A 495-nucleotide genomic window follows, 5' to 3' on the forward strand; every position below is an offset into this window, starting at 1 on the left:
ATGTTTGGTATCGGCCCAATCAATTCCGATATAAGCAGTGAATTTCTGAGACAAGAGCGTTTGCATTGCACACCTCCACAGACGCTAAAGTACATGCAGGAACATGCATGCTTGCGTCCAGCGAAGGCGATATAGAGAGCCGTGCCCGGCTTTCCCTGAGTGTTCGTTAGAGGGCGCAAGCGCACCTGCTGGGCTCGAAGGTGAAGCAGTAATCATCGAGATGCGTTGCAGCCCTATTCGTAGCTCGCAGGTGCATGTTCCTTCCTCGCAACAACCGGACTCCAGCGAGTATCAGTATGGGGGAGCAAGGAACGGACTACCTATATCGCAGCCCAGCGGGGATAAATCCCCTCGCCACACTGTGGGCGCTCTGTTGCATGTCGGGATGCTCTTCCTGATACAAATTCCCAAACGCTAATTTTTCCGGTCTGCATTCGTTTTATAGGGACGACTTGCCTTTGTGCCTTGTGCCCACTGATTCCGGATACCCCAGAA

The organism is Pseudomonas sp. NFACC05-1, from assembly GCF_900100135.1.
GTDB classification, from domain to species: Bacteria; Pseudomonadota; Gammaproteobacteria; order Pseudomonadales; family Pseudomonadaceae; genus Aquipseudomonas; species Aquipseudomonas fluorescens_Q.